Annotated in this window: 18 protein-coding genes; 7 read left to right on the top strand and 11 right to left on the bottom strand. The window is 66.4% G+C overall.

Going from position 1 to position 25,098, the window contains the following annotated elements; genetic code table 11:
- Nucleotides 1-86 precede the first annotated feature (86 nt).
- The 6 genes from PE058_RS21585 (at nt 87) to trxA (ending at nt 12,410) form a co-directional block, all read left to right on the top strand.
- Nucleotides 87-2,621, top strand: coding sequence for a sensor histidine kinase (locus tag PE058_RS21585; protein ID WP_020087970.1), 2,535 nt, complete (start codon nt 87-89; stop codon nt 2,619-2,621).
- A complete protein-coding gene (gene tsaE / locus PE058_RS21580; RefSeq protein ID WP_271029486.1) occupies nt 2,557-4,137 on the top strand; it encodes a tRNA (adenosine(37)-N6)-threonylcarbamoyltransferase complex ATPase subunit type 1 TsaE in 1,581 nt (526 codons plus the stop codon). The genes PE058_RS21585 and tsaE overlap by 65 nt, the downstream gene beginning before the upstream one ends.
- A gap of 270 nt (nt 4,138-4,407) precedes the next feature.
- Complete coding sequence (locus PE058_RS21575) at nt 4,408-5,109, top strand: nucleotidyltransferase family protein (RefSeq protein WP_051113900.1); 702 nt, start codon at nt 4,408-4,410, stop codon at nt 5,107-5,109.
- A gap of 39 nt (nt 5,110-5,148) precedes the next feature.
- A complete protein-coding gene (gene addB, locus PE058_RS21570) occupies nt 5,149-8,322 on the top strand; it encodes a double-strand break repair protein AddB (RefSeq protein ID WP_271029485.1) in 3,174 nt (1,057 codons plus the stop codon).
- A 3-nt stretch (nt 8,323-8,325) separates the two neighbouring features.
- A complete protein-coding gene (gene addA / locus PE058_RS21565; RefSeq protein WP_271029484.1) occupies nt 8,326-11,916 on the top strand; it encodes a double-strand break repair helicase AddA in 3,591 nt (1,196 codons plus the stop codon).
- Between the two features lie 149 nt (nt 11,917-12,065).
- Entirely contained in the window at nt 12,066-12,410 is a 345-nt protein-coding gene (gene trxA / locus PE058_RS21560) for a thioredoxin (RefSeq protein ID WP_020087965.1), read from the top strand.
- Nucleotides 12,411-12,517: 107 nt separating this feature from the next.
- On the opposite strand, the gene PE058_RS21555 is transcribed toward trxA, so the two are convergent.
- The 11 genes from PE058_RS21555 to aroA all read right to left on the bottom strand — a co-directional run bounded on the left by PE058_RS21555 (nt 12,518) and on the right by aroA (nt 24,028).
- On the bottom strand, nt 12,518-13,819 hold the full coding sequence (locus PE058_RS21555) for a bifunctional folylpolyglutamate synthase/dihydrofolate synthase (RefSeq protein ID WP_020087964.1): 1,302 nt from the start codon (nt 13,817-13,819) through the stop codon (nt 12,518-12,520).
- Between the two features lie 297 nt (nt 13,820-14,116).
- The gene (gene accD / locus PE058_RS21550; RefSeq protein ID WP_020087963.1) at nt 14,117-15,151 is read right to left on the bottom strand and encodes an acetyl-CoA carboxylase, carboxyltransferase subunit beta; all 1,035 of its coding nucleotides are present in this window, start codon (nt 15,149-15,151) and stop codon (nt 14,117-14,119) included.
- Nucleotides 15,152-15,296: 145 nt separating this feature from the next.
- Nucleotides 15,297-16,130: a tryptophan synthase subunit alpha gene (gene trpA, locus PE058_RS21545; protein ID WP_020087962.1), complete on the bottom strand. Its 834-nt coding sequence runs from the start codon at nt 16,128-16,130 to the stop codon at nt 15,297-15,299.
- The gene (gene trpB / locus PE058_RS21540; protein ID WP_020087961.1) at nt 16,127-17,398 is read right to left on the bottom strand and encodes a tryptophan synthase subunit beta; all 1,272 of its coding nucleotides are present in this window, start codon (nt 17,396-17,398) and stop codon (nt 16,127-16,129) included. Before trpB ends, trpA begins: the two co-directional genes overlap by 4 nt.
- A gap of 45 nt (nt 17,399-17,443) precedes the next feature.
- Nucleotides 17,444-18,115 carry a phosphoribosylanthranilate isomerase gene (locus PE058_RS21535; protein ID WP_020087960.1) on the bottom strand — a complete coding sequence of 224 codons (672 nt, stop codon included), beginning with the start codon at nt 18,113-18,115 and terminating at the stop codon, nt 17,444-17,446.
- 162 nt (nt 18,116-18,277) lie between these two features.
- Entirely contained in the window at nt 18,278-18,640 is a 363-nt protein-coding gene (locus tag PE058_RS21530) for a hypothetical protein (protein ID WP_020087959.1), read from the bottom strand.
- A 53-nt stretch (nt 18,641-18,693) separates the two neighbouring features.
- A complete protein-coding gene (gene ihfB / locus PE058_RS21525; RefSeq protein WP_020087958.1) occupies nt 18,694-18,978 on the bottom strand; it encodes an integration host factor subunit beta in 285 nt (94 codons plus the stop codon).
- Nucleotides 18,979-19,012: 34 nt separating this feature from the next.
- Entirely contained in the window at nt 19,013-19,984 is a 972-nt protein-coding gene (gene sppA / locus PE058_RS21520) for a signal peptide peptidase SppA (RefSeq protein WP_020087957.1), read from the bottom strand.
- A gap of 146 nt (nt 19,985-20,130) precedes the next feature.
- On the bottom strand, nt 20,131-21,846 hold the full coding sequence (rpsA, locus tag PE058_RS21515) for a 30S ribosomal protein S1 (protein WP_020087956.1): 1,716 nt from the start codon (nt 21,844-21,846) through the stop codon (nt 20,131-20,133).
- A gap of 221 nt (nt 21,847-22,067) precedes the next feature.
- Nucleotides 22,068-22,694 (bottom strand): (d)CMP kinase, encoded by a 627-nt coding sequence (locus PE058_RS21510; RefSeq protein ID WP_020087955.1) that lies wholly within the window; start codon nt 22,692-22,694, stop codon nt 22,068-22,070.
- Nucleotides 22,691-24,028: a 3-phosphoshikimate 1-carboxyvinyltransferase gene (gene aroA, locus PE058_RS21505; protein ID WP_271029483.1), complete on the bottom strand. Its 1,338-nt coding sequence runs from the start codon at nt 24,026-24,028 to the stop codon at nt 22,691-22,693. Before aroA ends, PE058_RS21510 begins: the two co-directional genes overlap by 4 nt.
- A 204-nt stretch (nt 24,029-24,232) precedes the next feature.
- Here aroA and PE058_RS21500 point away from each other — a divergent pair, with 204 nt between their 5' ends.
- A complete protein-coding gene (locus PE058_RS21500; RefSeq protein WP_020087953.1) occupies nt 24,233-24,613 on the top strand; it encodes a TIGR02300 family protein in 381 nt (126 codons plus the stop codon).
- Nucleotides 24,614-25,098: the final 485 nt, after the last annotated feature.

Below are 25,098 nucleotides of genomic sequence, written 5' to 3'. Positions count from 1 at the left end.
CCCCCGAAGCTCCTCATACTTCGGAAGCGATTCGCAGCGTCCTTTTCCGGCGCCGCGGCCTCATGGCCTGAAAAACCCCGAGATCGATGCCAACCAAGAGCCCCACGCCAGAGCGGCAGAACACCAGGGTCGAGCTCATCATGCTCATCCTGGCGAGCCTCGCCTGCGTGACCGTGCTGACGGCTACGCTCGCCTCCGGCCGCCGGATGATGGAGGAAGGCGGCCTGCCGGGTGGCCCGTGGATTTTGGCCGCGCTGGTGGCGGCAGGTGCGGCGGGCGCGCTGTATCTGCTCTACCAGACCATCACGAGCCTGCGCCGCCAGACCGGCCGCGCCCAGGACGAAGCCCGCGACCTGCGCCGCGCGCTCGCCGCCGCCGAGGCGTTGATCAAGGCCGAGCCGCAGGTTCTCATGCACTGGGAGCAGGGTAAGGGCTTCTCCGTGGTCACCAACACGCTCGCGGGCGTACCGGGGCTTCCGGCCAATTCGGTGGAACTCGTGCGTTTCAACTTCTGGCTCGACCAGAAGAGCACCGCGGCGCTCAAGTCCGCGCTCGACGGTCTGCTTGCCGAAGGGCGTGCCTTCAATCTCATTCTGAAGACCGCAGCCGGTGGTCACGTGGAAGCGGACGGGCGCGCTGCGGGCGGCCGCGCGGTGCTGCGCTTCAAGGACGTCGCCGGCTACAAGCGCGATCTCTCCGTCATTCTCGATCAGCACATGCGTCTCGCGCGTGACGTGCGCTCGAGCCGCGCGCTTCTGAGCGCGCTGCCCCACCCTGCCTGGCTGCACGACGCGAGCGGGCGGCTGACCTGGGTCAACAGCGCCTACGTGAAGGCCGTGGACGCGGAGAACGAGACCGAGGTCATCGACAGCCAGATCGAGCTGCTCGAATCCCGCCAGCGCAAGGCCGTGTCACGCGTTCTGAAAACCGGCCAGACCTTCAAGGAGCGCATGCCGCTCGTCGTCGGCTCCGAGCGCAAGACGCACGAGGTCACGGTTCTGCCGCTCGGCGATGCCACCGCCGGCGCCGCCATCGACGTCGCCGATCTCGAAACCGCGAAGGGCGAGCTGGATCGCCAGATCGCCGCATACGACCGCACGCTGGATCGCGTGGCGACGGCGGTTGCCATTTTCAACTCCGAGCAGAAGCTCACGTTCTTCAACGCGGCGTATCAGAAGCTCTGGCGGCTCGATGCCGATTGGCTGGCGACCAACCCGCGCGACGGAACCGTGCTCGACCGGCTGCGTGAGCTCGGCCGCTTGCCCGAGGTGGTGAATTACCGCGAATGGAAGTCCAAGGTCCTCAAGTGCTACAAGGAGGACACCGAGCACGAGGACTGGTGGCATCTGCCCGACGGCCGCGATCTCCATGTCATGGCCGCACAACGACCGGATGGCGGCGTCACCTACCTCTATCAAGACGAGACCGAGCGCATCGCGCTCGAGAGCCGGTATAACGCGCTCATCAGCGTGCAGACCGAGACGCTGAACAGCCTCAAGGAAGGCGTCGCGGTGTTCGCCACCGACGGCCGCCTGTCGCTTTTCAACTCGGCCTTTGCCTCGATCTGGAAGCTTTCGCGCCCCCAGCTTGCCGAAAGCCCGCACATCGATGAGTTCATCCGCGTCACGCAGGTGCTCTATGGCGAGATGGCCACGTGGTCGGAGATCAGCCGCTCAGTGACCTCGTTCGAGCAGCGTGAGCCGCTCGAAGGCCAGATGGTGCGCCCCGACAGCAGCGTGATCGACTACGCGGTGACGCCGCTGCCGGATGGCGGCACGCTGCTCACCTTCGTCGACGTGACGGATTCGAAACGCTACGAGCGTGCCCTCATCGAGCGCAACGAAGCACTCGTGACCGCCGACAAGCTGAAGAACCAGTTCATCGGCCACATCTCCTACGAGCTGCGCACGCCACTGACCAACATCATCGGCTTCAGCGAGCTGTTGGCCAATCCGATCTTCGGCTCCCTCACGCCGCGTCAGCGTGAATATCTCGATGACATCGCCTTCTCGTCCAAAACGCTGCTCGCCATCATCGACGACATCCTCGATCTCGCCACCATCGATGCCGGTGGGCTGGAGCTGAAGCTCGATGCCGTGAACGTGCGAGCAGTGATCGATCTCGCCATCAACGGCGTCCGCGAGCGCGCAGCCCGCGCCCGCCTCACGCTCGACATCGCCATCGCGGACGATGCCGTCACCTTCACCGCCGACGAGCAGCGCGTGCGCCAGGTGCTCTACAACCTGCTGTCCAACGCCGTCGGGTTCTCGAAGCCCGAAGGGGTCATCCACCTCTCCTGCTGGCGGGAGGATGGCGCCATGGTGTTCTCGGTGGAAGATCAGGGCGTTGGCATCCCCAAGGAGCAGCAGCGGCGCATTTTCGAGCGCTTCGAGAGCCGCAGCCAGGGCTCCAAGCACCGTGGGGCAGGGCTCGGCCTCTCCATCGTCAAGAGCCTGGTGGACCTCCACGGGGGCGACATGATGCTCGACAGCGAGCCTGGAAGAGGAACCAAGGTCACGGTACGGTTCCCGGAACGTGGTCTTGAGCAGAACCGGAATGCCCCCGCAAACGCCACCCTCGACACAGCGCGCCCCGATCCAGCACGATTGGCGCGTAATTGACGCCGACGAAGCAGCCGTCGCGCGCTTGGCAGAACGCATCGCGCTGAAGCTCGCCCGCGGCGACCTCGTGACCCTCTCGGGAGACCTGGGGGCCGGAAAAACCACCTTTGCCCGTGCCCTCATTCGCGCCGTGCTGGCGGATGCGGAAGCGGAAATTCCGAGCCCGACCTTTTCTCTCGTACAGACTTATGCCTCGCCGCGCGTCGAACTCGCTCATCTCGATCTCTACCGCCTCTCGGGCGAGGACGAGCTGATCGAGCTCGGCTTCGACGAGTATGTCGCCAACGGCGCCGCGCTGGTGGAATGGCCGGAGCGCGCCCCGAGCCTGCGCCACGACAACAGGCTCGACATTCACCTGGAGCAAGGAACTGAGTCCGACCAGCGGACGGTGACCTTCAAGGCTAAGGGAACGTGGAGCGTGAGGCTCGCCCGCGTCGCCGCCATGGGTGATTTTCTAAGCCGGTCGCGTCCCTGGGCCGAGGCCCGCGCGGCCTACCTTCAAGGCGACGCGTCCGCTCGCGCCTATGCGCGCCTGACTCTGAATGGCAGGAAAGCCATCCTGATGGATCAGCCGCGCCAGCCCGATGGTCCGCCGATCCGCGACGGCTTGCCCTATAGCCGCATCGCACGCCTGGCGGAGGATGTCCGCCCCTTCGTGGCCGTGGCGTCCGCGCTCCGCCAATCGGGCCTCAGTGCGCCGGAGATCTACGCCGCCGATATGGACACCGGTTTTCTGCTGCTCGAGGATTTCGGGGATCGCGTGTTCGGCGCCGAGATCGCAAACGGCACGGCGTCTCAGGCCGAGCTTTGGCGCACGGCGACAGATGCGCTGCTCGTGCTGAGCACATTGCCGGTGCCGGACGAGATCGAGCTGCCGGGCGGCGGCGTGCATCGCGTCCCGCCCCAGGATCGCGGCGTGCTCGAAATCGAGGTGGAGCTGCTGCCTGATTGGTATTGGCGCGCGATCCATGCAGGACCGATCCCCCCCGAGATACGCCAGGAGTTCCTGGCGGCCTGGGATAGCGTGTTCGCGCGCTTGGCGTCGGAGCCGAAAGGCTGGGTGCTGCGCGACTATCACTCGCCCAATCTCGTGTGGCTGCCGGATCGCGAAGGCTACAAGCGCGCGGGGCTCCTCGACTTCCAGGACGCGCTCGCGGGCTCGCTCGCCTACGACCTCGTCTCGTTGCTGCAGGATGCGCGCCTCGATGTGCCCGCCGATCTCGAGACCGAGCTGCTGTCCTACTATCTGCGCATGCGCTCGGCTGTCGACCCGGCTTTCGACCGGGAGGCGTTCCGCTTCGCTTATGCGGCGCTCGGCGTCCAGCGAAACACCAAGATCCTGGGAATTTTCGCGCGTCTCGCCATGCGGGACGGCAAGCAAGCGTATTTGCGTCACATCCCTCGCATATGGCGCTATCTGGAGCGCGGCTTGGCTCATCCCGAGCTTGCGGCTCTCAAGGGCTGGTTCGATCGTCATGTCCCGGCCGCCACCCGTAATGAGCCTCCGAACATCTGACGAGATGCCCATGAGCGCCTACCTCGCGCGCCCGAAGCCGACAGCGTGCCGCAACCATGTCTGGACCCCGGCCATCCATGCGAAGCATGGCTCTGCCACGACCGCCGGGATGACGGGTGTATATCGGCGAAGGCTCGCCCCATCTCTGACGTCACCCCGACGGAGGTCGGGGTCCAGACACGGTTGCGGATTGTGCGGGGACGCACCTACAGCGCGTCGTCTTTCGCCCCTGGACGGGAGCCGCGCGTGACAGAGAACATCACCACCGCGATGGTGCTGGCCGCCGGTCTCGGCAAACGGATGCGCCCGCTGACGGATGTCGTGCCGAAGCCGCTGGTGCGCCTCAAGAGCAAGCCGCTGATCGACCACGTGCTCGATCGGTTGGCCGCGGGCGGCATCAAGCGGGCCGTGGTGAACGTGCACTACCTGCCGGACCTGATCGAGGCGCATCTCGCCAGCCGCACGAATCCGGCCATCATCATCTCCGACGAGCGCGACGCCCTGCTCGACACAGGCGGCGGCGTAGTGCGCGCATTGCCGCTCCTGGGCGATGCGCCGTTCCTCATTCACAACTCGGATTCGGTGTGGATCGAAGGCGTCGGCTCCAACATCGCCCGCCTGATCCAGGCATTCGATCCCGATCGCATGGATAGCCTGATGCTGCTCGCCCTCGGCGCGACCAGCCTCGGCTACGACGGGCACGGCGATTTCGCCATGGACGCGGACGGCGTGCTTTCGCGGCGTGGCGAAAGGCGCGAGGCACCGTTCGTTTTCACTGGTGTGTCCATCGCGCACCCCAGATTGTTCGAGGATGCCCCGAAAGGTGCGTTTTCCCTCAACACGCTGTGGGATCGCGCCATCGATCGCGGGCGCCTTTTCGGACTGCGCCTCGAAGGCGCCTGGATGCACGTCGGCACGCCGCAATCCGTGGAGGAAGCGGAACGGTGGATAGATCGCGCGGCAAGTGCCTGAAACCCTTCCCGATAGTGCTATACCCCACGCGTCTGCACTTTGACGGGGTCTGGGGGCATCACGCTGGCGATGACGCTGCGGGAACGCGCAAATATCTACACTGTTGAAGCTGGGCGGCCGTTCCTCGATTGCCTGGCGACGGCGATTCTCGACGGCAGCCTGCCTGCTTCGGGCGGCCATGCGCCCGGTTTGATGGACCTGCCGCGCATCACGCTCTACCTGCCGACGCGGCGCGCCACGCGTGCCTTGCAGGATGCCTTCCTGCGCGCCTCCGGTGGCCGTGCGCTGCTTCTGCCCAAGATCGTGGCGATCTCCGAAGGCGAGGAGGATCTGTCGCTGATCTCGGCGGCCGCGCAACCCGAGGCATCGGCTGATCTCGGCGCTATCCCACCCGCCATTTCGGAGTTGGAGCGCCGCCTCGTTCTCGCGAGCCTCATCCAGAGGTGGACCGAGGCCATGCACCGGGCGCGCGGAGACGCGGCGCTGGAGCCGCTGGCCGCGGCGGGGAGCAGCACGCCCGCGCAAGCGTCCGTTCTCGCCAAAGAGCTTGCCGCTCTGATGGACATGGTCGAGACCGAGAACGTGAGCCTCGACGGCCTCGCCAAGCTCGTGCCCGAGATGTTCTCCGAGCATTGGCAGAAGACGCTCCAGTTCCTGGAGATCGTTACGCAGGCGTGGCCGGGTTATCTCGCGCAGAGCGGCCACCTCTCCGCCGTGGGCCGCCGCAACGCCGTGATCCGCGCCGAGGCGAACCGCCTCGCAACCTCGCCGCCCGATGCGCCCGTTATCGTCGCCGGCGTCACCGGCTCCATTCCCGCGACAGTAGAGCTGATGCGCGCCGTCGCCGGTCTGCCGCAAGGCGCCATCGTGCTGCCCGCGCTCGATACCGATCTCGATGCCGAAAGCTGGAGCACCATCGGCCCCGAGCATCCTGAGCACCCTCAGTTCGGCTTGAAGAAGCTGCTTGATCAATTGGGCTGCGAGCGTTCCGCCGTGCAGCGCCTGGGCGAGCACGCCTCGGAGGCCGCGCGGGCCCGCAGCCGTCTCATCGCCGAGGCCATGCGCCCGGCCGGAACGACCGAGCGCTGGGAAGCCTTCGCCGCCGCCGCGCGCCGAGATCCGGCAGGCGCCGCGCCGCAAGGCCTGAGCCTCATCGAGGCGCCGACATCGCAGGACGAGGCGGAGGCCGTCGCGCTCATTCTGCGTGAAGCCGCCGAGACGCCGGGCCGCACCGCCGCGCTCGTCTCCCCGGATCGTCTCCTCGCCCGCCGCGTCGCCATCCGCCTCGAAGCCTGGGGCATCAAGGTGGACGATTCCGCCGGCCGGCCGCTCGCCAAGACGCCGCCCGGCGCCTTCCTCGATCTCGTGGTCAATGCCGCCGCGACGCGCTTTGCCCCCGCCGAGGTGGTTGCGCTTCTGAAGCATCCGTTGACGCGCCTCGGCCTCGATCCCTTCGCGGCACGCCGCGCCGCGCGCGCTCTCGAAATCGCGACCTTCCGCGCGCCCTACCTTGGCGATGGCCTCGACGGCGTGGAAGCCGCCTTCGAGCGTGCCTCCGCCGATCGCGACCGGCGCGTGCGCCTCCATCCGGCCGTCACGCGTCTCTGGACCGAGGATTGGCAAGGCGCACGCGATCTGCTGGCGCGCTTCCGCGCGGCCTTCGCCCCGCTGATCGCGCTGTACGAGCCTGGCGCGCCTGTGCCGCTTCGCGCCCTGGTGGACGCGCATTGCAAGGCCGCTGAAGCCATGGCCGAGCTGCCTCCCGATCCCGACGGGAAGGACGAGCCGGAAAGCTCGCTCTGGCGCGATGAGGCGGGCGAGACGGCCGCGCGTTTCTTCGCGAGCCTTCTCGACGAGCAACTCCCGCCACTCGAGCTGCCTCCTGCCGATTACGCCGATCTCTATCGCAGCCTTGCGAGCGCCGAGACCGTGCGCCCGCGCGGCCCCGTCCATCCGCGTCTCTTCATCTGGGGACCGTTCGAAGCGCGATTGCAGCAGACCGACGTGGTCATCCTGGGTTCGCTCAACGACGGCACGTGGCCCAAATCGTCGGATCCCGGTCCCTGGCTCAACCGGCCCATGCGCGAAGCGCTCGGCCTGCCTTCGCCCGAGGAGAAGATCGGACAGTCCGCCCACGATTTCGCGACGCTGCTCGCCGCTCCGGAGGTGATCCTCACGCGGGCCGAGAAGAAGGATGGCGTGCCCACCGTGCCGTCGCGCTGGCTGCTGCGTCTGCAAGCCTTGCTCGATGGCATGAACGTCGGCTACGCCCTCGTGCCGAAGCAACCTTGGCTCGCATGGGCGCGTCAGCGCGATGCTGTCGCGCCCGTGCCGCGCCTCAAGGTGCCGGAGCCGCGTCCCACGCTCGCGCAGCGCCCCCGCAAGCTCTCCGTCTCGCGCATCGAGACCTGGATCGGCAATCCCTACGCGATCTTCGCCCGTGACATTCTGAAACTCGAGCCGCTCGATCCGCTGGGCCAGCCGCCTGGCGCGGCGCTTCGCGGCAGCATCATCCACGGCGCCCTGTCTGCGTTCGCGGAGGCTTATCCGACGGAGCTTCCGGAAAACACCGAGGCCGAGCTTGTCCGCTTCGCGCGGGCGACGCTCGATGCCTACGCCGCCCATCCCCGCATCGCCGCGTTCTGGATTCCCCGCTTCGAGCGCTTTGCCGCTTGGTTTGCCGCCACCGAGCCCGCACGGCGCGCGGGCGTCGCGCAAGTGAGGACGGAAATCAACGGCCAGCTCGTGTTCGACGCGCCGGCCGGACCGTTCACGCTGACGGCTCGCGCCGACCGCATCGATATCATGCAAGAAGCGCTGGTGATCTCCGATTACAAGACCGGCAATCCGCCGAGCGATACCAAGGTGCTCGCGGGCGTCGCGCCGCAGCTTCCGCTCGAAGCCGCCATCGCAGGCGATGCGACGCTCGGCTTCGAGAAGATGCCGAAGCGCCCCGTCGCCACGCTACGCTACATTCGCGCGTCCGGCGGTGAGCCCCCGGGCGAGGAGCACGATGTCAAGGTGCCGGACGTCGCCACGCTGGCGGCGGAGGCTCTCGTCGGCCTCCAGCGTCACGTCGCCCGCTTCGACGACGAACGGACGCCCTATCGTCCCCTGCGGCGCGCGCGCTTCGGATACGACTACGACGAATACGCGCATCTCGCGCGCGTTGCCGAATGGTCGTCCGGTGCCTCTGGCGAGGAGGAGGTCTGAGTCATGTCCAACCTCGCGTCCATCAAGGCTGAGCTCGAGCGCACCACGCGCCTCCAGGCCGACGCGGCGGACCCCGTCGCCTCGGTCTGGGTCAGCGCCAACGCGGGCACCGGCAAGACGCACGTGCTCACCATGCGCGTGCTGCGCCTCCTGCTCGCAGGCACGCCGCCCGAGCGCATCCTCTGCCTCACTTACACCAAGGCCGCCGCGGCCGAGATGTCGAAGCGCGTATTCGAGAGCCTCTCGAAATGGGTGATGCTGCCGGAGAGCGACCTTGCGCGCACGTTGACGGAGTTCCTGGGCCGTGTGCCCGCTCCCGAGGAGACCGCGCTCGCCCGCACGCTCTTCACGCGCGCCACCGAGACGCCGGGCGGCCTCAGCGTGCAGACCATCCACGCGTTCGCCGAACGCCTGCTTCAGCGCTTCCCGCTCGAAGCCGGTGTGACGCCGGGCTTCGCGATCCTCGATGAGGAAACATCCCGCAAGCTCATGCGCGAGGCCATCGATCAGGTCATCGGCGCCGCCGCGCGCAAGCGGTCGAGCCCGATGGGGCAGGCGCTCGAAGCCGCCATCGCCTACGCCGCCGACGATCGCTTCGACGAGATCCTGGCCGATGCCTTGAGCCACCGCGACTGGCTGGAGACGGCCGTGCGCATGCCCTCCGTTTCGGACGGCGGGCCGTCCGGCCTCGGCGCGGTGGACGAACTCTACCGGCGCCACTTTTCCATTCGTTCCGGCATCACGCGCGCCGCCATTCAGGCGGAAGCTGCAACCCTGCTCTCGCCGCGCGATCTCGCGCACGTGCGGTCTGTCCTGCTAGGTGGCGGCAAGACCGACGCCAACATGGCCGCGAAGATCACCGATGCGCTTCAGGCCGCAACCGACCACGCGCGCATCGAGGCCCTTTCCGGGTTGTTCCTGAAGAGCGACGGCGCACCCCGCGACAAGTTCCTCACCAAGGCGCTGAAGGAGAAGAACCCGGAGGTCGAGCCGATGCTCGCGCGCGCGCAAGGCCGCTTCGTCGCCCTCTATGCCGAGCAGCAGGGTGCGGCCATCGTGGAGGCGACCATGGCGCTCCTGCGTCTCGCCGATGCCGTGCAGCAGCGCTACACGGAAGCCAAGGTGCGGCGCGCCGCGCTCGATTTCGACGATCTCATCGCCCGCACCCGCAACCTGCTTTCAACGCGCGAGTCTGCCGAATGGGTGCTGTTCAAGCTCGACAAGGGGCTCGATCACATCCTGGTGGACGAAAGCCAGGATACGAGCCCCTCGCAGTGGCGCGTCGTCGAGGCCATCGCCACCGAGTTCTTCTCGGGGGTGGGCGCTCGCGAGGAGCCGCGCACGCTGTTCGCGGTGGGTGACGAGAAGCAGTCCATCTATTCGTTCCAGGGTGCCGCGCCGGAAATGTTCTCGGAGATGGGAAACCGGTTCGCGGAGCTCGGCGCCAGCGCCGGGGTGACGTGGCGGCGCATCCCGCTCACGCTGTCGTTCCGAACCGTCGCTCCCGTGCTCGATGCGGTGGATCGCGTGTTCGCCGATCCCTTGCGCACGCCCGGCGTCACGCCCGCCCCGCATGCGGCAAAGCGCGCAGGCCATGCCGGTCTCGTGGAGATCTGGCCGACGGAGCAGGTGGTCGACGTCGATCCCGCGGATGCCTGGTCGCCGCTGGAGGAGCAGTCGGCGGAGCCGCCCGTCGTCAAGCTCGCCAACCGCATCGCGGACACCATCAGGGACTGGCTCGCGCGGGGCGAGATGCTGGCGTCAGCAGGCCGTCCCATCGAGCCCGGCGATATCCTGATCCTCGTGCGCAAGCGCGCGCCCTTCGCAGCCCCGATGGTGCAGGCGCTGAAGGCGCGCGACATCCCTGTCGCCGGTGCGGACCGCATGCGCCTTACCGAGCAGATCGCGGTGCAGGACATGCTCTCGCTGGGAGACTTCCTGACGCTCCCCGAGGACGATCTCGCCCTGGCCGAGGTGCTGAAGAGCCCGATCTTCGGCCTCGATGACTCGGATCTCACCGCGCTCGCCTTCAGGGGACGGGAACGGGCCGACGAGCCGCGCAAGGGCACGCTTTGGAAGGCTCTGCTCGAAATGGGCAAGGACACGCCGCGCTTCACCGAGGCGGCGGAAACGCTGAAGCGCTGGCGCAAGGCGGCCGACTTCCGTCCGCCGTTCGAGTTCTTCGCAGACCTCCTCGATCGCGACCAGGTGCGCGCGAAGCTCATCGCGCGTCTCGGCCCCGATGCCATCGATCCGCTCGACGAGTTCCTCAATCTCGCGCTCACCTACGACGATGGCGCGCCGCCCTCGCTCGCCGGCTTCCTCTCGTTCATGCGCGACGGCACGCGCGACATCAAACGCGACATGGAGCATGGCCGCAATCAGGTGCGTGTCATGACGGTGCACGGCGCCAAGGGGCTGGAGGCCCCCGTCGTGTTCCTCCCCGACACGTGCAGCGCAGGCTCGGCCGCGAGCCAGGCGGGCCGCCCCATGAAGCTCGACGCGATGCAGCGCCCGGGAGGCACGCCGCCCCCGTTCGTCTGGCCGGTGAAGGGCACGGGCGGGCTCGATCCGATCCGCGAGGCGCGCGATAGCCTGAAGCAGAAGGACCGCGAGGAGCGCAACCGGCTGCTCTACGTCGCGATGACGCGCGCGCGCGACCGTCTGTACGTGGCAGGCTTCGAAGGGCGTCGCGGTCCCGAGCCCGGCTGCTGGTACGAGCTGATCCGCAATGGCTTGGAAGGCGCGCTCGAACGCGTTCCGGGAGATGGAGGCCGTGAGGTGCTGCGCCTCGCCGTGCCACAGACGGCCGAGCCGGAGCGGCCCAAGGTTACGCTGACGGCGCAGCAAGCCGCTGCTCCGCTTCCGCCGTGGAGTGAAACCGCGGTGCCGCGCGAGCCCCAGCTCACGGTGCCGCTCGCTCCATCACGGCTCGCGCCCTACGATACCGACGATGAAGGCGAGCCGCTGCCGGCGCCGCCGCCGAAGGACTCCAAGGCCGAGCCCGCGGCCATGAGCCCGGGCAAGCTCGCCGATCAGTCCCGCTTCCTGCGCGGCACGCTCACGCACGCCCTGCTGGAGCATCTGCCTGCCATTCCGCCCAAGGCTCGCGCGAAGGCGGCGAAGGCCTTTCTGGCCGAGCGCGGACGCGGCCTTCCGGCACGCACGCTCGCGAGTATTGCCGAAGAGGTGCTGGCCATCTTGACTGATACAACTTTTGCGCCAGTGTTCGGCGCCGGAAGCCAGGCCGAGGTGCCGGTCGTGGCGGTGATTCCCCGTCCCGATGGCGCGGCGGGCCCGCCGCTTCGCATTGCCGGTCAGCTCGATCGGCTGGCCATCACGGACAGCGAAGCCCTCATCGTCGACTACAAGACCAACCGCGGCGCCCCGCGCGATCTGGCGGCCGTCGCGCCGGTCTATCTCTACCAGCTTGCCGCCTACCGCCTGGCTGTGCGCGAAATCGTCCCGGACAAGCCGGTCCGCGCTGCTCTGCTCTGGACGCAAGGTCCCTATCTCATGGAAATCCCTCAAGAAACGCTCGACGCTTATGCTGCCGAACTCTGGCGGTTGGATATATCCAGTCTTGACGCATGAGGTCGGCATTCCTACGTTCACGATCCGCGCAGCCAGCGAGTGGATCGCGCTTGAGGGAACCCCGCCGGATATGATCCGGAAGATGAAATTCCCCGTATAAGACGCAACATCACAGCTCTCGGCTGACGCCGAACAAGGAGATTCGTAAGATGACCGCACTCGTATCCGACAAGACGTTCGACGAGGAAGTTCTGAAGTCGACCGAGCCCGTTCTCGTCGATTTCTTCGCCGAATGGTGCGGTCCCTGTAAGGCTATGGCGCCCGCTCTCGAGCAGGTCGCGGCTGAGCAGAAGGGCAAGGTCAAGGTCGTGAAGATCGACGTGGACCAGAGCCCCGCCATCACGACGAAGTACGGCATCCGCGCCATGCCGACGCTGATCGTCTTCAAGAACGGTCAGGTCGCCGGCCAGCACGTCGGCGCACTCGTCCAGAAGCGCAAGCTCGAAGAGTGGCTGGGCTCGCAGATCGGCGAGACCCTGGTCGCGAAGGCCTAAGCGCGCTGCACGCTATCGAATGACGAAGGGCTCCGACATCCGTCGGAGCCCTTTTGTTTTTGCGGAGAGTTCGAAAACTACAGGCCAGCATCTAGATGCGCTGCCGGCTAGTTCGCCTGCGGCTCCACGCCTTCCTGCAGCGCCAGCACATGCCCCGCGAGATAAAGCGATCCCGTGATGAGGATGCGCTTGGGCCCGGCATCGATCGCCTCGATGCGCTTGAGCGCGGCTTCGACGGACGGAGCCGCCTCCGCGCTGAGCGAGACCGAGCGTGCCGCATCGGCCAAGGCATCCGGCGAGAACGGTGCCTCGTGCGCGCCGGGGATCGGCACGCCGACAACGTGGCGCGCAAGCCCGCGGAACGGTCCGAGGAAGCCCGGGGCATCCTTGAGGCCGAGCATGCCGACGACGAGATAGAGCGGCTTCGGCGCGCGCTCCTCGAGGTCTGCGAGCGATTGCGCGATCACGAGGCCTGCAGCGGGATTGTGCCCGCCGTCCAGCCACAGCTCCGAGCCCGGCTTGAGCAGCGAAGGAAGCGGCCCGCTGTCGATGCGCTGCATGCGGGCGGGCCAGCGTGCATTGACGAGCCCGCGCTCGATCGAGGCCTCGTCGAGCACGACGTCCTTCAACTCCAGCGCAGCCGCGACTGCCGTGCCCGCGTTGATGATCTGATGGCGCCCGATGAGCGCAGGCAGCGGCAGGTCGAGAAGATGGTCCGACTTCTGCACGATGAGACGGCCGCGCTGCTCGTAGGCGTCGAAGTTCTGCCCCCACACGAAAAGGTTTGCCCCAACGCGTGTCGCCTCGCGCGCAATGACCTCGTGCACGCTGTCTTCCTGCTGCGAGACGATGCACTCGACGCCACGCTTCAGGATGCCCGCCTTTTCCGTCGCGATGCTCTCGATGGTCCCGCCGAGCTTTTCGGCATGATCGAGCGAGATCGGCGTGATGACGGTGAGCGTGGGCTTTGCGATCACGTTGGTCGCGTCGAGACGTCCGCCGAGACCCACTTCCAGCAGAACGATGTCGGCAGGGTGCTCCGCAAACGCCAGGAACGCCGCCGCGGTGGTGATCTCGAATTGCGTGATGTCGTCGCCGCTGTTCACCGCCTGCGTGCGCGACAGCACGTCGACGAGATCCGCTTCCGCGATCGGCTGCGTGAGGCCTGGCGCGCTCGCCAGCTCGATGCGCTCATGGAAGCGCACGAGATGCGGAGAGGTGTAGACGTGCACGCGCTTGCCGGCCGCCGTTAGCATGGCCTTGAGGTAGGCCGTGACCGAGCCCTTGCCGTTCGTACCCGCGATATGAATGACGGGCGGAAGAGACTTGTGCGGGTTACCGAGCTTGGCCAGAAGCCGCTCCACCCGCCCGAGCGAAAGATCGATGAGCTTGGGGTGCAGGAGCTTCATGTCCGCGAGGAGCTGGTCGCTAGTTAGGATGGCACGCTCCTCCTTCAGCGGGCATCGCCCGCACTGCCAGTCTTGATCGCGCAATCTGCATGCGATTCCTGCTGGCCTGCGTCGAGAATAGTGGGAACCGGCTGCCCGGCGAAGAGAGAAAGCCCTGGCCCTGGGGAGAGGTCAACAGGACTCGACACGCACAGGAAATATCCCGCAGTGCGAAATAATGCGTCCCGGAGCGGAAACGCTCCTTGCACGAGCGCCAAATCCATCGGCACAACGCCCCGCGCCAGTCGTCTGGCGAGCTCAATTCCTGGGTTGTTCCCTGGCGGTGCCGCCGGCGGCGTCCGCATCGCCCTTCTGCTCGCCGAAGCGCTTGTCCTCTTCGACAGGCTCCAGCTCGACGGCGGATTCGATCAGCTTGCCGTCCACGCTTCCGTTGACCGGCATCTTGCCGTTTCCGCGCCGCGCCTTGGTCTTGTCGATGGCTGCGCCGTGCATCAGCAGGCTGCAGATGCGGCTCAGCGTTTCGCGCATCTTGTGGCGATGCACGACCATGTCGATCATGCCGTGGCTAAGCAGATACTCGGCCCGCTGGAAGCCGTCGGGAAGCTGCTCGCGGATCGTCTGCTGGATGACGCGCGGCCCCGCGAAACAGATGAGTGCGCCGGGCTCGGCGATGTGGACGTCGCCCAGCATTGCATACGAGGCCGTGACGCCGCCCGTGGTCGGATCGGTGAGCACGACGATATACGGCAGCTTCGCATCGCGCAGGCGTTGCACGGCGATCGTCGTGCGCGGCATCTGCATCAGCGAAAGGATGCCCTCCTGCATACGAGCGCCGCCCGAGGCCGCGAACAGGATGAACGGCGCCTTGAGCTCGACTGCGCGCAGCATTCCGGCGATGACGGCTTCACCTGCGGCCATGCCGAGCGAGCCGCCCATGAACTCGAAGTCCTGTGCGGCCGCGACCACCATGCGCCCGTCGAGCGTGCCTTCGCCGATCAGCACGGCATCGTCGAGGCCCGTCTTGGCGCGGGCATCCTTGATGCGGTCCGTGTAGCGCCGTCCGTCGCGGAAGCGCAGCGGATCCTGCGCGACGGTGGGGACTGCGACCTGCTCGAACACGCCGCCGTCGAAGAGATTGGTGAGCCGCGCGCGCGAGCCCATCTTCATATGGTAGTTGGAGCCCGGCACGACGAATTGGTTGGCCTCGAGGTCCTTGTAGAAGACCATCTGGCCAGTCTCCGGGCACTTGACCCAGAGGTTCTCGGGAACCTCGCGCTTCGTCGTGAGGAAGCTGCGGATCTTGGGCCGGACGACGTTGTTGATCCAGTTCACGCTTGACCGCTCCTCGAAACCCCGCGTTCCGTCTGCCCACCTGGGCAGCGCCGCTCATGCCATTCGCCGTAGAAAGATTGTGCCACCGCCAGCGCCCGAAACCGTCTGCTTCGAATGCCTCTGGCCGGTTGTCGCTGCCCGCCTCTCATGAAGAGCGCAGGGCGGCGCTCAAGCCTTCGACCAAATTTAGAACGGAGCCGACCGTATTTCCAGTCGGGCGGCCGTCCTCAGTTAAGCTCTCTTCGATGGCGCGCACCAATGCTGAGCCGACCACTACGCCATCCGCGCCCTTCGCCATGGCACGCGCCTGCTCCGGCGTTCTTACGCCAAAACCGACCGCGACGGGAAGAGTTGTCGCCTTCTTTATCCGCGCCACCTGCAGTTGAACGTCGTCGGGATTTGCCGCCCCGGCTCCGGTGATGCCGGTGATGGAAACATAGTAAAGAAATCCGGACGTGTTTTTCAGCACTGCTGGCAGGCGCTTATCGTCGGTAGTGGGGGTCGCGAGGCGAATGAAGTTGATGCCCTTGTCGCGCGCCGGCAGGCAAAGCTCGTCGTCGGCCTCGGGGGGAACATCCACAACAATAAGCCCGTCCACCCCGGCCGCCGCCGCGTCCTCCAGGAACGCCGCAACGGGATACACGTAGATCGGATTGTAATAGCCCATCAGCACGATGGGCGTGTCCGGGTCTGTCTTTCGGAACTCCCGAACCATCGCGAGCGTATCGCGCATCTTCTGCCCGGCCTTGAGCGCGCGAAGCGAGGAAGCCTGGATCGCGGGCCCATCCGCCATCGGATCCGAGAACGGCATGCCGAGCTCGATGACGTCTGCGCCTGCCTTGGGCAGCCCGGCCAGGATCTTCTTCGAGGTTTCGAGATCCGGGTCGCCCGCCGTGACGAATGTCACGAGCGCCGCCCGGCCTTCCGTCTTGAGCGCCGCGAAGCGCCGGTCTATCCGCGTTTCGAATGTGTTGGTCAAAGCTTGATCCCCAGATAGCCGGCAACTGCGAACACGTCCTTGTCGCCGCGTCCGCACATGTTCATGACGAGCAGGTTGTCCTGAGGGAGCGTCGGCGCGAGCTTCGTGACCCAGCCGAGCGCGTGCGACGGCTCAAGCGCCGGAATGATGCCTTCGAGCTTGGCGCTGAGCTGGAATGCGGTCAGCGCCTCCTTGTCCGTGATTGAGACGTAGTCGACGCGGCCCGTATCCTTGAGCCACGAATGCTCGGGACCCACGCCCGGATAGTCGAGGCCCGCCGAGATCGAATGACCTTCGAGGATCTGGCCTTCCGCGTCCTGCAGGAGATACGTGCGGTTTCCGTGCAGAACGCCCGGCCGTCCGCCGTTCATCGAGGCGGCGTGTCCGTTCTCGACATCGAGCCCGTGTCCGCCCGCTTCGACGCCGTAGATCTTCACGCTTTCGTCGTCGAGGAACGGATGGAAGAGGCCGATCGCATTCGAGCCGCCGCCGATGCAGGCAACGAGCGTGTCCGGCAGGCGCCCTTCACGCTCGAGCATCTGCTCGCGCGTCTCGGTGCCGATCACCGACTGGAAATCACGCACCATCGCGGGATAGGGATGCGGACCTGCCGCCGTGCCGATGAGGTAGTATGTATCGTGCACGTTGGTCACCCAATCGCGCAGCGCTTCGTTCATCGCGTCCTTGAGCGTGCCCGCGCCCGCCGTCACCGGGTTGACCTTGGCGCCCAGCATGTACATGCGGGCAACGTTCGGCGCCTGGCGCTGCACGTCCGTCGCGCCCATGTAGATCTCGCAGGGAAGGCCGAAGCGCGCGCAGACGGTGGCGACAGCCACGCCGTGCTGGCCCGCGCCCGTCTCGGCGATGATGCGCGTCTTGCCCATGCGGCGCGCGAGCTGGATCTGGCCGAGGCAGTTGTTGATCTTGTGGCTGCCCGTGTGGTTCAGCTCGTCGCGCTTGAAATAGATCTTGGCGCCGCCCGTGCCGCCCGCCGCCTTGGCCACGCCACGGAAATGCTCGGTGAGACGCTCCGCGTAGTAGAGCGGGCTCGGCCGCCCGCCGTAGTGAAGCATGAGCTGCGTGAGTTCGGCCTGGAACGCGGGATCGTTCTTTGCCGCCTCGTAGGCCGTTTCCAGATCGAGGATCAGCGGCATCAGCGTCTCGGCGACAAAACGTCCGCCGAACATGCCGAAGTGACCGCGCGGGTCGGGTCCGGAGCGCAGCGTGTTGAGCTTCGCTTCGTGGGTCTTCTGGTCTTTTGAGGCCATCGGCACTGTCCTCGGTTTAGCCCCGCCGCGGCGGGTGGAGAATTTTCATGCCTGCTTAGCGGCCTTTGCGGCGCGAAGGAAGCGGCGGATGAGATCGGGGTCTTTCTGGCCGGGACGGCTCTCGACGCCGGACGAGACGTCGACGATCTCGGCTCCGGTCAATTCGATTGCGGCAGCAACGTTCTCCGGCGAGAGGCCTCCGGCAAGCGCGAATGGAGCGCGACCACGTGCCCCATCCAGGATGTGCCAGTCGAAGGCAAGCCCGTTGCCGCCAGGCAAGGCATCGGCATTGGCGGGCGGCTTGGCGTCGAACAGCAGAAGATCGGCGCCGCCCCCGGCCGCGAGATAGCGCAAGGCGTCATCCACCTCGCTCCGGTCCGATACGGGAACCGCCTTCATGACGCGAAGGCCACTGCGCCGGCGGATCTCCTCGGCGCGCGCGGGCGTCTCGTGCCCATGAAGCTGCAGGAGATCGGGCTTGATCTCTGCGGTCACGCGATCGACGAGCACGTCGTCGGCGTCCACGAGCAGCGTCACCACCTGGACGCCGTCACGGCGCGAGCGCGCGTGGCGGGCGAGCGCGGCGGCGCGCTCCACGCTCACGTTGCGCGGGCTCTTGGGAAACAGCACGAAGCCCACGAGATCCGCGCCCGCGTCGAGGGCCGCCTCGAGCGTTGCCTCGGTGCTCAAACCGCAGATTTTGACTTGCGTCGTCATCGGGCGTCGGTTCAGCGCTGAAAGTTTCGGATGGCACCCTCGGTGTTGCCACGAGTTCCCGGAATCACCGGAATATGGCTTGGCGCGACAGTGCGGAGAATCGTGGAGGACGCTCGCGGATCGCACATAGGGGCGCAAGGAGAGTCCGCTGCGCGGAGACGCTCACGCCGCGTTGCGCTTGTCCGGCGCGGCAAGGGCCTTGGCCCGGCTCGCAACCTCGGCATCGCGCTCGCGCGTGAGCCGGTCGGCCTCCGATCGCCATCGCTTGGCCTCGCCGCTCCTGACGCGCGCCGTGCGGCGCCATCGCGATTGAGAAAGCCACGTGGCCGCGCCGCCGAGAACGACGCCGATCAGAAGCGCACCGAACAGAAAACCGTAGAACGGCAGCACCACGGAAAGAACCGGCGTCTCCGGCCGGAAAGGATCGAGCACCAGGCGAACGGAATGGCGGTTCGCAATCGCAAGCGTGATGAGCAGCGCCGCTGCGGGAAACGCGATCAACAGCCAAATGATACGTTTGAGCACGCTCGTGTCTCGTCTGCGAAGTTCGCCTGCAACGCCTATTCGATCGGCGCCGCTTATGCGTTCGTGTTGAGCCGGTCTCTCAGTTCCTTGCCCGTCTTGAAGAACGGCACGAACTTTTCTGCGACAGGAACCGGCGTCCCGGTGCGCGGGTTGCGTCCCTGGCGGGCGGCGCGGTGCTTCACCGTGAAGGCGCCGAAGCCACGCAACTCGACACGATCGCCCTGCGCAAGGGCATCTACGATTTCATCGAACACCACGTTGACGATGCGTTCGACGTCCCGATGATAGAGATGCGGGTTCGAGGCTGCAATTTTCTGGATCAGTTCGGATTTAATCAAAGCACACGCCCTCCCGAAAGTAATTGTATTTATTCTAATTTTCAGAAGGTTGCCAAACAGAAACGAGGCCGTCAAGGCCAACTCGACCAACGGCGGGGGTAAGAGTTGCGAGATGTGCGACACTGCTTAACACGGAGGCAAGGGCCGAAATGGCGGCCTGAGAGGCGCTTCCGGTAACCTTGCCCCAGGCGCCTTCCGGCGTGGGTTTCCAGTCGACCACCTTGAGATCCTTGCTGACGCCGCGGCTCGTCTCGAGCCAGCGCACGGCTTCGCTTTCCCCGCCGATCTCGTCCACCAGCTTGTTCTCGAGCGCCTGTCGGCCCGAGTAGATGCGCCCCTCGACCAGGCCGTTTACGTTTCTGGCGACGATGCCCCGCCGCGTCTCGACAAGCGACAGAAACCACTGAAAGCCGTCGTCGATGGTGTCCTGCATCACGCGGCGCGCGCCTTCCGAGGCAGGCTCGAACGGATTGGGCGCGGCCTTCAGCTCGCCGCTCTTAACCTCGTTGAATTTCACGCCGAGCTTGGCCAGCATCTCGCTGATTTCCGGCCACTGCGCCAGCACGCCGACTGAGCCTGTGATTGTGTTGCCGCGCGCCACGATGTGGTCTGTGCCGAGCCCCACGATATAGCCGGCGGACGCCGCGACGGTGCCGAACTGCGCCACGACAGGCTTCTTTTCCGCGACGTCCCTGAGCGCGAGATACAGGCTCTCGCCGCCCGTGGTGGTGCCGCCCGGGCTGTTCACGAACACCAGCAGCGCCTCGACGTGCTTGGCGTCCTTGATCTTCTTCAGCATGGCGATCTGGTCGCGATCGTCGGTGATCGTGCCTTCGATGGAGACGCGCGCGATCTGATGCGTGCCGGCGAGGCTCGAAAGATCGTCGCTGCTGAACATCAGGGCGCCGAGCAGCAGTCCGACGAACAGCACGGCCGCGCTGCGCCAGAAGGCCAGCCGCCTGCGCATGCGGCGCCGGTCGAGAACGGCTTCGGTCTCAAGGGACATCGGTCATCGCTCCTGCCAATAAGTCGTTGCTGCAAAATTAGGAAACTGCCGGGCGCTGCGCAATGGCGCTCTCGCGTGAAAGAAAAATGCGCGGGACGTCTCCGCCCCGCGCATGGTGTGATCTCGAATTGCGAGAGGGGAAGGGCTCAGCCCTCGTCGCCCGCGTCGCGCTTCTTGATGGCGGCCTTGAAGATGTCGCCGAGCGAAGCACCCGAATCCGAGGAGCCGTACTGTGCAACGGCCTGCTTCTCCTCTGCGATCTCGAGCGCCTTGATCGAGACGCCGATGCGGCGGGCAGCCTTGTCGACCGAGAGAACGGCCGCGTCCACCTTCTGGCCGACGGTGAAGCGCTCCGAGCGCTGCTCCGAACGGTCACGCGATAGATCCGAGCGCTTGATGAACGTGGTGAGATCGGTATCCGCGATCTTCACCTCGATGCCGTTCTCCTGCACCTGGACGACCTCGCAGGTCACCTGGTCGCCCTTCTTGTACTTGCCGAGCTCGTCGGCCGGGTCGCCGGCGAGCTGCTTGATGCCGAGCGAGATGCGCTCCTTCGAGCTGTCGACGTCGAGCACCACGGCTTTGACGGTGTCGCCCTTCTTGTAGTCCTTGATGACCTCGTCGCCGGCCTTCTGCCAGTCGAGATCCGACAGATGGACCATGCCGTCCACGCCACCGTCGAGGCCGATGAACAGGCCGAACTCGGTGATGTTGCGGATCGGGCCTTCGACGACGGTGCCCTTGGGATGCTGAGCCAGGAAGGCATCCCACGGGTTGTCCTGGGTCTGCTTGAGGCCGAGCGAGATACGGCGCTTGGCGGGATCCACCTCGAGGATCTGCACCTCGACCTGCTGGCTGGTCGAGACGATCTTGCCGGGGTGCACGTTCTTTTTGGTCCAGCTCATCTCGGAGACGTGGATCAGGCCCTCGACGCCGGGCTCGAGCTCGACGAACGCGCCGTAGTCGGCGATGTTCGTGACCGTGCCGGAGAAGCGGGCGCCGATCGGGTACTTGGCCTCAATGGCCGACCACGGATCGGACTGGAGCTGCTTCATGCCGAGGCTGATGCGCTGCGTCTCGGGGTTGATGCGGATGATCTGCACCTTCACCGTGTCGCCGACGTTCAGGATCTCGGACGGATGGTTTACGCGGCGCCACGCCATATCGGTGACGTGCAGCAGGCCGTCGATGCCGCCGAGGTCGATGAACGCACCGTAGTCGGTGATGTTCTTGACGAGACCGTCGATGATCTGGCCTTCGGCGAGGCGGGCGACGATGTCGGCGCGCTGCTCGGCGCGCGTCTCTTCGAGCACCGAGCGGCGCGAGACGACGATGTTGCCACGGCGGCGATCCATCTTGAGGATCTGGAACTGCTGCGGCTGATGCATGAGCGGACCGATGTCGCGCACCGGACGGATATCGACCTGCGAGCCCGGAAGGAAGGCCACGGCGCCGTCGAGATCGACGGTGAAGCCGCCCTTCACCTTGTTGAAGATCACGCCGGTGACCTTCTCGCCCTTCTCGGAGAGCTTCTCGAGGCGGGTCCAGCTCTCTTCGCGGCGTGCCTTGTCGCGCGAGAGAACGGCTTCACCGAGCGCGTTCTCGATGCGCTCCAGGTAGACTTCGACCGTATCGCCGACCTTGATGTCGCCCGGCTTGCCGCCGAGGCCGAACTCCTTGAGCGGAACGCGGCCTTCCATCTTGAGGCCGACGTCGATGACGGCGAGATCCTTCTCGATGCCGACGACCTTACCCTTGACGACGCTGCCTTCGAAAACGTCGTCCTTCGCCAGGCTGTCGGCGAGCATCGCGGCGAACTCGTCGCGCGACGGGGTGTAGTCTTTGCTGATTTCGGTGGTCATTCAGACTCCTGAACGTGTGTTGGAAATGGATGTTTGCCGCCCGGCACCCGTTGCAGGCTGCCCGGCGACGTGGATGAGTGATGGCCGCGAGCCCCGCCGAACGCGCACGGAAGCGCGAGCGGACGGTTTTCTACCGGCACGTTTCTTTGAATATTGTCTCGGCACCGTCGTGATGGGCCCTGGCCCGCCAGTGAAAATTGAGACGCATGTGTCATGCGCCCCTAGTGGCTGATCTTCCTCTTGATCAATCCGACGACGGCGTCGAATGCGGCTTCTATACTCAAGTTACTGGTATCGAGCAATATCGCATCGGCAGCTTTGGCCATGGGGGCGTCGGCCCGGCCGGCATCGCGGGCGTCCCGGGCCAGGATATCGGCCAGCACCGTTTCATAGGCAACGCCTGTGCCGCGCGCCTCGAACTCGGCAAACCGGCGCCGGGCCCGGATTTCGGGGCTAGCGGTCACGAAAATCTTAACGTCCGCGTTCGGGCAGACCACGGTGCCGATGTCCCGCCCGTCGAGCACGGCGCCGGGCGGCTGGGCCGCGAAATCCCGCTGATAGGCGAGCAACGCCGCCCGAACGGCTGGAATCTTGGCGACGATCGAGGCCGCGTCCCCGGCGGCGGTTCCCCGCAGCGCCGGATCGTCGAAGGTCGCAGGAACGAGGCCCCGCGCTGCGGCCACCGCTGCCCAGGTGTCCTCCAGCCGGAACCCGCGCGAGGCCACATCGCGCGCCACCGCCCGGTAGAGCAGGCCCGTGTCGAGGCAGGCGTAACCCATGTGATCGGCGAGCCGTTTGGCGAGGGTGCCCTTGCCGGAGGCCGCCGGTCCGTCGATGGCGATGATCATGCGCCGCCGCCTTCGCCGAACTGCGCCCCGATCTGCTCCATAAGGTGCCGGAACTCCGGGAAGCTGGTGGCGATCATGGCCGTATCGTCGACCGTGACGGGAGACGTGCTCGCGAGCCCCATGGCCAGGAACGACATGGCGATCCGGTGGTCGAGATGGGTCTCAACCAGCCCGCCGCCCGGTACGGAGCCTGTGCCGTGAACGATGAGCGTGTCGCCGGAAACCTCGGTGCGAACGCCGTTCGCTTCGAGCCCCGCGGCCGTTGCCGCGAGCCGGTCGCTCTCCTTGACCTTGAGCTCCGCGAGGCCGTCCATCCGCGTCGCGCCCTTGGCGAAGCCCGCGACGACCGCCAGCATCGGATACTCGTCGATCATCGAAGGCGCGCGGTCCGCCGGCACCGAGACGCCGGAAAGCGCGGAGAAACGGGCGCGAATGTCCGCGATAGGCTCTCCGCCTTCCTCCCGCTCGTTGAGGAAGGTGACGTCGCCGCCCATCTCCTGGAGGGTGGTGTAGAAGCCCGTCCGCGTCGGGTTGACGAGCAGCCCCTCGATGGTGATGTCGGAGCCCGGCACGATGAGCGCCGATGCGATCAGGAATGCAGCGGAGGAGGGATCGCCCGGCACCGTGACATCGCGGCCCTCGAGCTCCGCGCCGCCGCGCACCGTGATCCGGGTTGCGCCGCCTTCGGAAACCGTCCGCACGTCCGCGCCGAAATGCCGGAGCATCCGCTCGGTGTGATCGCGCGTTGCCTCGGGCTCGACGACTGTGGTTTCGCCGGCGGCGCCGAGCCCCGCGAGCAGGATCGCGCTTTTGATCTGGGCCGACGGCACCGGAAGCTCATAGACCATCGGCACGAGCTCAGAGGTGCCGCGGAGGGTTAAGGGCAGCCGGTCGCGGTCACCCTCCACCTCGAGGCCCATCTGCTTCAACGGGTTGAGAACCCGGCCCATCGGCCGCTTGGAGAGCGAGGCGTCGCCGATCATCGTCACCGTGATGTCGTGCGGCGCGATCACGCCCATCATCAGGCGGGTGCCGGTGCCCGAGTTGCCGAAATCCAGCGGCTTGTCGGGCTGCGTGAGCCCGCCGGTGCCGCGGCCGAGCACCTCCCAGGTGTCTCCGGTTTTCCGGGCAGGCGCGCCGAGGGCCGTGACCGCGTGTGCGGTGTTGATCACGTCCTCGGACTCGAGAAGGCCGCGGATGCGCGTTTTTCCGGTCGCCAAGGCGCCGAGCATCAGGGCCCGGTGGGAGATCGATTTGTCACCGGGCACCCGAAGTGTGCCCTTGAGGGGGCCGGAGCGGCGGGAAGCGAGCGGGGTAGGATCGGCGTGAGTCACGTGGTGGCGCCCGAAATGTCGCGGGGAGGCGCCGGAGGGACGCCTGAGCCCGGGTTGTGAAGGAAAGCCCGGGCATAGAGCCGCCCCATCCAGGCCCTGTCAACGCCGCGCGACGCTTTATCAGCACCGGCACCGGATTTCGTTTTGACAGCCGCCGGATGCTGTGGCAGACCCCGCTATCCCAATTTGACAGGTGAGACAGCCATGGCGACCAAGCAAGCGCGCGGGACAAAGCGCACCTGCCAGAGCAATGAATGCGGTGCTCGGTTCTACGACCTCAACCGAGATCCCATTACCTGCCCGATCTGCGGCTCGATCTATGAGCTGGCTTCGTCGCCGCTCGCGCTCGCTGCGGCTGGCGAGGAGAAATCGAGCCGTCGCGGCCGCAAGTCGGATTATACCGAGAAGGCGCCGGTGGAGACCGCAGAGGCGGACGCCGACGATGCGCTGCCGGACATCGAGGATGGCGACACCGCCGTTGCCGCCGACGAGGACGAGACCTTCCTCGAGGAAGAAGAGGAAGAAGGCGGCGATATGTCCAACATCATCGGCGGCCCGGTCACCGAAGGCGACGAGGAGCGTTAGGACCACGATCGCGCCAGATCCTGCCATCTGGCGCGTGAATCGTCGGTCCAGTCAGTGACCACGATCGCGCCAGATCCTGCCATCTGGCGCGTGAATCGTCGGTCCAGTCAGTGACCACGATCGCGCCAGATCCTGCCATCTGGCGCGTGAATCGTCGGTCCAGGCAGCGACCACGATCGCGCCAGATCCTGCCATCTGGCGCGTGAATCGTCGGTCCAGTCAGTGACCACGATCGCGCCAGATCCTGCCATCTGGCGCGTGAATCGTCGGTCCAGTCAGTGACCACGATCGCGCCAGATCCTGCCATCTGGCGCGTGAATCGTCGGTCCGGCCAGCGACCACGATCGCGCCAGATCCTGCCATCTGGCGCGTCACACGCGGCCTGCGAGGCGCAAGGAAGGCGAAGGTGGCACGTCCGTATCTTTTTGGCGTGCATGCGCTAACTTCGCTCTTGCAGTTTTGAGGCGATCGGCCTAATGAGCCGG

Origin of the sequence: Hyphomicrobium sp. DMF-1 (genome assembly GCF_027886585.1) — a bacterium.
Classification (GTDB): Bacteria; Pseudomonadota; Alphaproteobacteria; order Rhizobiales; family Hyphomicrobiaceae; genus Hyphomicrobium_C; species Hyphomicrobium_C zavarzinii.
This window is presented reverse-complemented; position numbering and strand designations above follow the sequence as displayed.